Source organism: Nostocoides japonicum T1-X7 (genome assembly GCF_001046855.1).
GTDB classification, from domain to species: Bacteria; Actinomycetota; Actinomycetes; order Actinomycetales; family Dermatophilaceae; genus Nostocoides; species Nostocoides japonicum.
Map to the genome: position 1 here is coordinate 3,016,095 of NZ_HF570958.1, position 9,953 is coordinate 3,026,047.

Below are 9,953 nucleotides of genomic sequence, written 5' to 3' on the forward strand. Positions count from 1 at the left end.
TCATCGAGCCGGTCCCGGCGGGCCAGGGTGTGGGTGACCGCGTCGTAGGCGTCGTCGAACGCCGCCAACGTCCCGGCCCCGCCCCCGGCCAGATGGTCGCGGCGGACGGCCCGCAGCCACGCCTCGTGCCGGCCGGTCCAGGCGTCCCCGTCGAACACGTGCCCGTGACGCAGCAACAGCTTGGACAGCCGGTGCCGGGCCGCCATCAACGACCCGCGCGCGTCCTCCCGGGCCCGGACCAGATCCCGCGCCGACTCCTGGGACACGGACGGCACCGCGACCGCGACGATGTCCTCGTTACGGGCCAGCCGGGCCAGCAGCATCGCATCCCGGGCGTCGGTCTTGACCCGGTCCCCCACCGGCCGCAGCAGCTTGCTGGGCGCCGCGACCTGACAGGCATGCCCCGCCGCCTGCAGCGCCCGCGCCAACCCGAACCCCGTCGGCCCCGCCTCGTAGGTGACCAGCACCGGCCCATGCTCCACCGCGACCGCGGCCACGAACGCCACCACCGCCGCCGTCGCCGGGGCGACCGCCCGCTCGATGACCTCCCCGGTCACCGTGTCGATCACCGCCACCCGCACCGACCGGGCATGAACATCCAGCCCAACACTCGTACGCTGAGTGAACACCGGAGCCTCCTATGCATGTCGGCACCCGCCCGCCCATCGAGCAGGTGATCCACGAATTCCTGCATACGCGAGGCTCCGGCCACAAGACCCACACCCAACCGCGCACCCTCATAGGGTCTGACCGACCCGCGCTAGGCATACCAACCCGACACTCCGCCCTCCGCAGCGGGCCTCAGGACGCGGAGGTCCACAGCACGGCGATGCAGACGTTGACGACGGTCAGCGCGCCGGCGGCGTCGACGAGGGTCCGCACCTCGCCCTTCTCCCTGCGGCCGCGGGCGTTGGCGATCTCCGCGCACGCGACGACGCCGAGGGCGACGAGGAGCTTGACGCCGATCTTGGCGTGGTTGACAGCCTGGTCGTCCGCCTCGTTGAGCCCGACGAGGAGCAGCCCGGTGACGATCTGGGCGCGCGCACCCCAGACGAGCGGCGCGAGCGCCTTCCCCGCGCCCATCCGGTAGGCCGTCCAGCCCGCGAGGATCGCGGCCATGCCGAGCAGGTGGAGGACGAGGAGGATGTGGATGACGACGGTCACTCGGCGGACCCTACGTGATCCGCCTTGGAGCCGGCCCGCCCGCTCCCCGCACCCCGACTCGGCAGGTGCGGGCTTTCCGTGGTCTCGCCGGCCATCTGACCACGACAACCTCACACCTGCCGCCACCCGACTCGGCAGGTGCCGGCTTTCCGTGGTCTCGCCGGCCAAACCGACCACGACAACCTCACACCTGCCGCCACCCGACTCGGCAGGTGCCGGCTTTCCGTGGTCTCGCCGGCCAACTGACCACGACAACCCCGCACGTGCCGAGTTGTTGTCGTCCAGAAGGCCGTACGACGACATCTACTCGGCACGTGCACACCTCCACCCCGCACGTGCCGAGTTGTTGCTGTCCAGAACGTCCCACGACGACATCTTCTCGGCATGTGCGGAGATCGCGAGGGCCAGGGTCGACTCCGGGAGTGCGCCCGAGCGCGGCTACAGGAGGCGGCGGCCCATCGCCCAGGCGGTCAGCTCGTGGCGGTTGGAGAGCTGGAGCTTGCGCAGCACCGACGAGACGTGGGTCTCGACGGTCTTCACCGAGATGAACAGCTCCTTGGCGACCTCCTTGTACTGGTACCCGCGCGCGATGAGCCGCATCACCTCGCGCTCGCGGGCGGAGAGGCGGTCGAGCTCCTCGTCGACCTCGGCGATCTCGCCCGCGGCCGCGCCGAAGGCGTCGAGGACGAACCCGGCGAGACGCGGCGAGAAGACGGCGTCCCCGTCGGCCACCCGGCGGATGGCGGTGAGCAGGTCGGTGCCGCTGATCGTCTTCGTCACGTAGCCACGCGCACCGGCCCGGATGACGGCGATGACATCCTCCGCCGCGTCGCTCACCGACAGGGCGAGGAACCGCACCGGCTCCCCCGACGCGGCCTGGGCGCCGGCGCAGCCGTGGAGCACGTCGACCCCGCCATTGCCGCGGCCCCCGGGCAGGTGGACGTCGAGGAGGACGACGTCGGGGCGCTGCTCGCGAACGACGGCGACGGCCGTGTCGACGTCCGGCGCCTCGCCGGCGAACTCGACCGAGCGCAGCCCGGAGGCCGCCGCGGACACCTCCGCGAGCTCCGCCTTGACGCCGGTGCGGAACATCCGGTGGTCGTCGACGAGCACGAGGCGGATGGGTGGGGTCGTCATGGCGGATCCTTCGGTGGCGGGGCCTGGGCGGGAGTCGTTGACGGGGCCTGGGCGGGAGTCGATGGCGGGGTCTGGGTGGCCGGCGGTGCCGAGGTACGGGTGGCCGGCGGGGCCGGGCCCCGGGTCGCCGACGGGGCCGGGCTCCGGGTCGCCGACGGGGCCGGGCTCCGGGTCGCCGGCGGAGCCGAGGTATGGGTGGCCGACGGGGCTGGGGCCACGGCTGCTGGTGGGCGAGTCTGGGTGGCCGACTGGCCCGGAGTCTGCGCGGGAGCCGCCGGGCGAGTCTGGGTGACCGACGAAGCTGGGGTCTGGGTCGGAGGCAGGGTCAGGGCGACCTCGGTGCCCTGGTCGAGGAGCCGGACCGTGGCCCGGCCGCCGTGGCGCTCCATCCGACCGAGGATCGACTCGCGGACACCGAGGCGGTCCTCGGGGACGGCGTCGAGGTCGAAGCCGTCCCCGTGGTCGCGGACGAACGCCTCCACCCCCGATGCGCCGACCTCGGCATAGGCGGTGACGGGCGGGCGGCCGTGGCGGACGGCGTTGAGCAGGGCCTCCCGGAAGGCCCGGACGAGGGCCTGGCTGCTCTCGTCGAGCGGTCCATCGCCGGTGACGACGAGGTCGACCGGTATGCCGTGCACGTCCTCCACGTCGTGGGCCACCTCGGTGAGCGCGGCGGCGAGGGTCGCCTGCGAACCCGTGGGGCCGGCATACAGGTAGGCCCGCAGCTCCCGCTCCTGGGCCCGGGCCAGCTGGGAGACGGTGTGCGGGTCGTCGGACCGGCGCTGGATGAGCGCCAGGGTCTGCAGGACCGAGTCGTGGAGGTGGGCCGCGATGTCGGCGCGCTCGCGGGCCCGGGCCGCCTCGACCTGCTCGGCGCGCAGGTCGCCCCAGAGCCGGACGACCCAGGGGGCCGCGATGAGCCCGACACCGACGAGGACGGCCAGCGTCGCGAGCAGGGCGTCCCAGACGTCGGTCAGCGAGCGGCCCCGCAGGACGAGGGCGACGATGCCGACCGCCGCGAGGAGGAGGCCGAGGACGAGCCGCGCGACGCCCGGACCGCGGCGACCGCTCTCGGTGCCGAGCCAGCGCGACCGTTGCGCGTCGTCGAGCTGCGACCACGCGATGACGGCCCCGACGCCGACGACGAGGACGGGAACGACGAGGCCGGTGGGCACGGCGACGCCGAGCGCCCGGACGCCGAGCACGAGGCCCGCGAGCGCGACGAGGCCGCCGACGACCATGAGCGCACCGCCGCGCAGCTCGAACCCGTCGGAGGCATCGTCCGAGGAGCCGGCCGTGACGCGCCCCGAGCCCGCGACGGGAGGGGAGGGGGGCCCGGTCGAGGGGCCGGCGACCGCCTGCGCGGGGTCCATCGGTGGGCGGGACCCCGTGGGACGCTGCGCGACGGGGCCGGAGTCCGGCAGGAGCCAGCGGGCCGGCACGGCCTGGACGGCTCCGTCGTCCTCGGGAACGAGGACCCAGAGGAAGATGTAGGCGACGACACCGGCACCGCCCGCCACCGTGAGGACGACGAACGCGACCCGGACCCACCCCACGGGGAGCCCGAGGTGCCCGGCGAGCCCCGCGCACACGCCGGCGAGGTGCCGCCCCTTCCGGGGGCGCACCATCGTGGGCCGCACGGACCGCCCGGCCCCCGACGGCGACCGGCCCGCACGCGAGGACCCCGCCTCGGCGGGCTCGCGGATCTCGTACGGAGTGGGCACACCCCCATCCTGGCGCACGATCCACCCAGGACCGGCTCGCCTCCGGGTGCGGTCAGGGTGCGCTCAGGGTCGACCCGCATGGCAGCCGTCGGTCCCTCACGACACGCTGGATGCATGAGCGAGACGACTCCCCCGACCCCGACCCAGCAGCCTGGTGGCGACACCCTCGACCGCATCTTCGGCTGGCTGCGCGGCCTGGGCATCCGCCGCGACACCGACGACCGATGGGTCTCCGGCGTGAGCGCCGGCCTGGCCCACCGCCTCGGTGTCGACCCCATCGTCGTCCGGGCGCTGTTCGTCGTGCTCGCCTGCTTCGGGGGCTTCGGCATCACCGCCTACCTCGTCCTGTGGGCCGCGCTGCCCTCGACGACCGGCGACATCCTCGCCGAGAAGGCGGTCCGGCACGGCGACGGCTGGGCCATCGTCCTCCTCGTCGTCGCGGCGTTCTCGCTCTTCGGCGGGCCCGTCTTCGCCCACGGCGACGGCTGGTGGGCGGCCGGCTGGCTCGTCCCGGCGGCGATCGTCGCATGGGTCGTCTACCGGCTGGCCCGCAAGGAGCCCATCGTGCCGACGGGCATCCGGTCCTCGACGAGCCCCACGTCGGGCTATGGATCGTCCGGCTACGGGGCGACAGGTGACCCCGCGTGGAGCTCGTACGGCGCCTCCGACGGCACATCGGCCGCCACGACGGGCACGACCTACCAGGCGGCGGGCTCCGGCACGAGCTACGCGGATCCGACGTATGCGACGCCGACGGCCTCCGGTGCGGCCGGAGCGGGCTCCGGCTCGGGTCCCGCATACCCGCCGCCCGCCTACCCACCGACCGGAGCCACCGCGTCCCCTCCCCGTCCTCCCCGACCCAAGCGCCGCGGACCCGGTGCCGGGGTGAGCGTCCTCGGCCTCGGCCTGGCCCTCGTCGGCTACGGCGTCGGCTACCTCGTCCAGGACACCGTCGGCTTCTCCGGCGGACCGGTCACCCTCGGCCTCATCACCGCGCTCGCGACGCTCGGCCTCTTCCTCGTCGTCCTCGGCGTCATGGGGCGCAGCGGCGGCTTCAACGGGTTCGTCGCCACCCTCCTGGCGATCGCGACGGCCGGTGCCGTGCTCCTCCCCGGCGTGCGCTTCACCGACGGGGTCGGCGACCGCACGTGGCGACCCGCCGACTCGGCGAGCGAGCAGACCTTCCGGCTCGGCGCCGGCGACAGCACCCTCGACCTGTCGCGGCTGTCGACGGACCCGGCGACCCCGTCGCACATCTCGGTGAGCCAGGGCGTCGGCGACCTGACGATCGAGGTGCCCGCCGGGCTCACGGCCCAGGTGAGCAGCACGGTCGGGGTCGGCGACATCAGCCTCGACGGGCGACGTCTCGCCTCCCGGCCCGCGTCCTCCCACGACCGCGACTCCGGCAACCGCGACGGCTCGGCGACGACCGTCGTCGGCGACGGGCCGGTCGACGTCTACGTCGAGTCGAGCCTCGGCCTCGGCTCCACGCACATCAGGCAGGTGTCGTGATGTCGCAGCAGCCCGGGCCCGACGAGCGTCTCGAGACGAGCCCCACCGAACCCATCGACACGACGAAGGACACGGCGATGAGCGACCCCACCCCCACCGAGCAGCTCGACCTCGGCACCCGCGAGCTCCCCGAGCAGGGCCCCGCCGACCCGTCCGGTCCCGCGGTGACCGGGGGCTCGGAGGGAACGCCCTGGGCAGGCGACGCCGTGGAGGCATCCGCGGCCGGCGACTCCAGGCAGACCCCTGCCGGCGATGCCTCCGAGGCGACGCCTGCGGGCGGCCGTCGGAGCACGCCGTTCGACGACCTCTTCGGGACCGGACCCACCGGAACCCTGCCTCCCGAGGCGCCGACGCCCTCCCCCAGCCCCCAGGCGAACCCCGTGTATGCGGCGCCCGGCCGCGTGTGGAAGGTCGGCCCGTCCGTCGCCACCGTCCTCGCCGGACTCGCCTGTCTCGTCATCGCCGGCCTGGCCCTCGTCTCCGAGATCACCGACGTCGACATCGACTGGTCGGTCACCGGTCCCGGTCTCGTGCTGGGGCTCGGCCTCGTGCTCGTGCTCCTCGGCCTGCTCGGCATGGCCCGGCGCCACGGCAGGCGATCCTGAGCCCGAGCACCCGGGCGACGATCGCCCACCACGAACTAGGCCAGGTGCCGCCGGACCGCATCGCGAATCAGGGGCGCGACGCTGTCCGCGAGCGGCACCTGGCCGACCTCGTCCCACCCGAACCACCGCACGTCCGACGTCGACCCGCCGACGTCGTGGATGACCGGATCGGTCGGGTCGGGGCAGCGGGCGGTGTGGATGAGGCGGACGGCGTGGTAGTCCTCGACGACACCGTGCGGCGCCCGCCCCACCCAGTGGTCGCTCACGACCTCGCGGAACGCGACGCCCTCGATCTCCTGGTCGGACTCCTCCCACACCTCCCGGCGCAGCGCGTCCTCGACCTGCTCGCAGGGGTCGAGGCCGCCGCCGGGCAGGTTCCAGCGTCCCGCGACGTTGGTCCGCGCGGACAGCTCGGTGAGCAGCAGCCCTCGCGCGCTCGAGACGAGTGCGTATGCCGCGACGCGCCGCCGGACGACCGCTCCGGCGACGTCGACCTCGCCGAGCCCCGCGTCCCGCCGCACGGTGGGCTCGGCCGGGAGGTCGACCGGATCGGCGGGCGCGACGGCATACCGGACGAGCACGCGCCACTCGGGGCCGGGCAGGGACACGGCGGACAGTGCCCGCTCGGCCCGCCAGCCGGCCCGGGCGAGCGCGAGGGCAGGCGGCTCCCCGTGGGCGAGCTCGAGGGCGACGACCGGTGACCCGCCGAGCAGACCCTCGACGAGGACGGCCGGGTTCGCCGCGGTCATGGGGCACCTGCCCGCCGGTACTCCGCGAGGGTGGCCTCGACGACCGCGGGCCAGTCCTGGGGAGGTGGCACCGTCGCATTGTGGCGGGCGATCGCCACACGGAGGTCGGTGTCGGTCGCGAGGCGCACGAGGGCGCGGGCCAGGCCCTCGTCGTCGTCGGCGAGCAGTCCGCCGACGCCGTCGGTCACGAAGTCCTCGACACCGGTCCCGGCCCGCGCGACGACGGGGAGGCCGGCCGTCCGCGCCTCGAGGGCGGCGATCCCGAACGCCTCGAGCCGCGCCGGCGACAGGTAGGCGTCCGCTCCGTGGTGGGCCTCCCTCAGCTCCTCCCGGCTCACCCGCCCGCGCAGGTGCACCCACGAGGACATGCCCCGCGCCCGCAGCCGGGACTGCAGGACGGGTCGCTGGGGTCCGTCGCCGAAGACGTGGGCCTCGAGCCCGACGTCGGCCGGGAGCAGCCGACGCGCCCGGTCGAGCACGTCGACGATGGCGCCCGGCCGCTTGCGCCGGGCGAGCCGGAGAGCGGAGGTCACCCGGACGACCCCGTCGGCCGAGGGCATCCGCGGGACGGACGGTGCCCAGCGGGCCGCGTCGATCCCGTCGCCGAGGACCCGGACGTCGGCCCCACCGGCGATGTCGGCGACCCGGGCCGCGGCCATCGACGACACGGCGCTCAGCGCGGCGCCCGACCGGGCCCACCTCCGGGCGCTCCCGAGCGCGGCGAACAGGGGCCGCGACACGCCGAGGACGCAGTGCCACGTGACGGCCGTCGGCAGCCCGACCGACAGCGCGACGCGGGCCATGTCCGTCGCGAACGGGCTGACGACCCCCATCTGGACGTGGGCGACGTCGAAGCCTCCCTCGCGGAGCCGGCGCGCCACCTCAGGCGGCGCGAGGGGGTTGACGGGCACCCCTCCGGGCAGCGGAATGGCCATCCGGTGCACACGGACCCCGTCGATGACCTCGACGTGACCGCCGCGCTCCCCCGCCGGGCCGGCCGTCGCCGTGAAGACCTCCGCGGCGTGCCCGGCCGTGACGAGCCGGGTCGCGAGGTCGTGCACCTGGACCTCGATCCCGCCCAGCCGGGGCAGGTAGCAGTCCGAGAGGATGGCGACCTTCACGGGGTGACAGCCTGCCATGAGACAGGATGGAGCCCGATGAGCCGGACTCTCGTGGCCTTCCACGCCCATCCCGACGACGAGGCACTCCTCACCGCCGGCACGATGGCGCGTGCCGCCGCGGAGGGTCATCGCGTCGTCCTCGTCGTCGCGACCGACGGTGAGCTGGGGCTCGTCGACAGCGACACGGCGGCCGCGGGCGACGTCGGCGGCCGGCGCCTCGACGAGGCGCGGGAGAGCGCCGCGGCGCTCGGGGCGGTCCGGGTGGAGTACCTCGGGTATGCCGACAGCGGCCTCGACGGCCCCGTCCCGCCCGACCCGCGAGGGCGGGTCCGCTTCGTCCGGGCGCCCGTCGAGGAGGCGGCGGAGCGGCTCGCCGCGATCCTGAAGACCGAGCGCGCCGACGTGCTCCTCTCCTACGACCGCAACGGCGGGTACGGCCATCGCGACCACGTCCACGTCCACGCGGTCGCCGCGCGGGCCGCCGAGATCGCCGGCACCCCGCGCGTCCTCGAGGCGACGATCCCCCGTGACGACCTCGCGCGGGCGGTGCGGCTCGCGTCCCTCGTCTACCGCTTCCCTCCGGATTTCGACGTCGACGTCTTCACCTCCTCCTTCAGCCCGCGCTCGGAGGTCACCCACCGAATCTCCGTGAGCCGGTATGCGGGGGCCAAGCGGGCGGCGATGCGCGCCCACGCCTCCCAGGCGACCGCCGACTCCGGCGACCGCACCCTCGCAGCCTTCCTCCGCATACCGCGTCCGCTCTTCGACGTCGTCTTCGGGCGGGAGTGGTACCGCGACCCGGCCCTGCCGGAGGGCTCGAAGGTCCGGCGCGACGTCTTCGAGGGGCTCCCGTGAGCGTTGCCCGTTCCCCGGCCGACGCCGCGCGGAGCCGTCGCCGGGCCCGGATCCGGCAGGCCGTGCAGATCGTGATCGGCGTCGGCGGGGCCGTCGTCCTCCTCGTGTGGGGGCTCCCGCACTTCGCGCAGACGACGTGGCCGGAGGTGTGGCACGTCATCGTCGACCGGGTCCCGCTGAGCAAGGCCCTCGGCTACCAGGCGATCATGCTCGTCGGGCTCTACTGCTACACCTTCACGATCACCGGCGCGATGCCCGGCATCACCCATCCCAAGGCGCTCATCGTCAACGTCGCCGGCTCGTCCGTCGGCAACCTGCTGCCGGGCGGCGGCGCGGTCGGTCTCGCGGCGACGTACTACATGTGCCGCACGTGGGGCTTCGACGCCAAACGGGTCTCGACGATGGCCATCGTGACCGGCGTGTGGAACGTCCTGTCCCGCATCACCCTGCCCGTCCTGGCCATCATCGCGCTCTACGTCGGCAACACCGGCCTGCCCCAGGCCCTGGCCGACGCGGCCGTCGCGGCGAGCATCACCGGCATCGCGATCATCGTCGCCTTCGTGTCGGTCCTGTGGTCGGAGCGGGCCGCCCGGACCATCGGCCGGGTCCTCGACCGCGTCTTCGGCTCGCTCATGCAGCGGTTCCCCCGGACCCGCACGGCGAGCATCGAGGCGGTGACGATGGACCTGCGGGCCCGGACGTCCGACCTCATCCGGGCGCACTGGCTGAGCCTCACGCTCGGGCTCGTCGGCTACTTCGGCGTGTACTACGTGCTCTTCGTCCTCATCGCCCGCGAGGTCGGCGTCGACCTGCCGCTCGGCATGCTGTTCGCCGCGTATGCCATCGGCCGGCTCCTCACGGCCGTCGGCATCACGCCGGGCGGCATCGGGGTCACCGAGACGGCGACGGCGACCGCGCTCGTCGGCTGGGGCGCCGACCCCGCCGCGGCGACGGCCCTCGTCCTCCTCTTCACCGTCTTCACCCACCTCATGGAGATCCCGCTCGGCGGCCTCGGCTGGCTCGCCTGGTCGGTCCTGCCGAAGCATCCCGTGACACCGGGCTCGCCCGCCCCCGCCGCGGGACGGC

General features: G+C 74.6%; 10 protein-coding genes. 4 read left to right on the forward strand and 6 right to left on the reverse strand.

Features of this window, described 5'->3' with window-relative positions; translation table 11 throughout:
* The 4 genes from BN12_RS13555 to BN12_RS13570 form a co-directional block, all read right to left on the reverse strand.
* On the reverse strand, positions 1 to 629 hold a 629-nt coding region (locus BN12_RS13555; protein WP_048553226.1), incomplete at its 3' end, for an IS110 family transposase.
* 172 nt (positions 630 to 801) lie between these two features.
* On the reverse strand, positions 802 to 1,164 hold the full coding sequence (locus BN12_RS13560; RefSeq protein WP_048553227.1) for a hypothetical protein: 363 nt from the start codon (positions 1,162 to 1,164) through the stop codon (positions 802 to 804).
* A 438-nt stretch (positions 1,165 to 1,602) separates the two neighbouring features.
* A complete protein-coding gene (locus tag BN12_RS13565) occupies positions 1,603 to 2,301 on the reverse strand; it encodes a LuxR C-terminal-related transcriptional regulator (RefSeq protein WP_048553228.1) in 699 nt (232 codons plus the stop codon).
* A complete protein-coding gene (locus BN12_RS13570) occupies positions 2,298 to 4,025 on the reverse strand; it encodes an ATP-binding protein (RefSeq protein WP_235432405.1) in 1,728 nt (575 codons plus the stop codon). Before BN12_RS13570 ends, BN12_RS13565 begins: the two co-directional genes overlap by 4 nt.
* 114 nt (positions 4,026 to 4,139) lie before the next feature.
* On the opposite strand from BN12_RS13570, the gene BN12_RS13575 reads away from it, so the two are divergent.
* Together BN12_RS13575 and BN12_RS13580 are read left to right on the forward strand one after the other, a co-directional pair.
* Positions 4,140 to 5,537, forward strand: coding sequence for a PspC domain-containing protein (locus tag BN12_RS13575; RefSeq protein ID WP_048553229.1), 1,398 nt, complete (start codon positions 4,140 to 4,142; stop codon positions 5,535 to 5,537).
* A complete protein-coding gene (locus BN12_RS13580; RefSeq protein ID WP_048553230.1) occupies positions 5,537 to 6,142 on the forward strand; it encodes a hypothetical protein in 606 nt (201 codons plus the stop codon). The genes BN12_RS13575 and BN12_RS13580 overlap by 1 nt, the downstream gene beginning before the upstream one ends.
* A 35-nt stretch (positions 6,143 to 6,177) precedes the next feature.
* Here BN12_RS13580 and BN12_RS13585 read toward each other — a convergent pair whose 3' ends face one another.
* Together BN12_RS13585 and BN12_RS13590 are read right to left on the reverse strand one after the other, a co-directional pair.
* Complete coding sequence (locus tag BN12_RS13585) at positions 6,178 to 6,891, reverse strand: NUDIX hydrolase (protein WP_048553233.1); 714 nt, start codon at positions 6,889 to 6,891, stop codon at positions 6,178 to 6,180.
* Entirely contained in the window at positions 6,888 to 8,012 is a 1,125-nt protein-coding gene (locus BN12_RS13590; RefSeq protein ID WP_235432406.1) for a glycosyltransferase family 4 protein, read from the reverse strand. The genes BN12_RS13585 and BN12_RS13590 overlap by 4 nt, the downstream gene beginning before the upstream one ends.
* Before the next feature lie 36 nt (positions 8,013 to 8,048).
* Here BN12_RS13590 and BN12_RS13595 point away from each other — a divergent pair, with 36 nt between their 5' ends.
* A complete protein-coding gene (locus BN12_RS13595) occupies positions 8,049 to 8,867 on the forward strand; it encodes a PIG-L deacetylase family protein (RefSeq protein ID WP_048553237.1) in 819 nt (272 codons plus the stop codon).
* On the forward strand, positions 8,864 to 9,953 hold a 1,090-nt coding region (locus tag BN12_RS13600; RefSeq protein WP_083454639.1), incomplete at its 3' end, for a lysylphosphatidylglycerol synthase transmembrane domain-containing protein. The genes BN12_RS13595 and BN12_RS13600, both read left to right, overlap by 4 nt.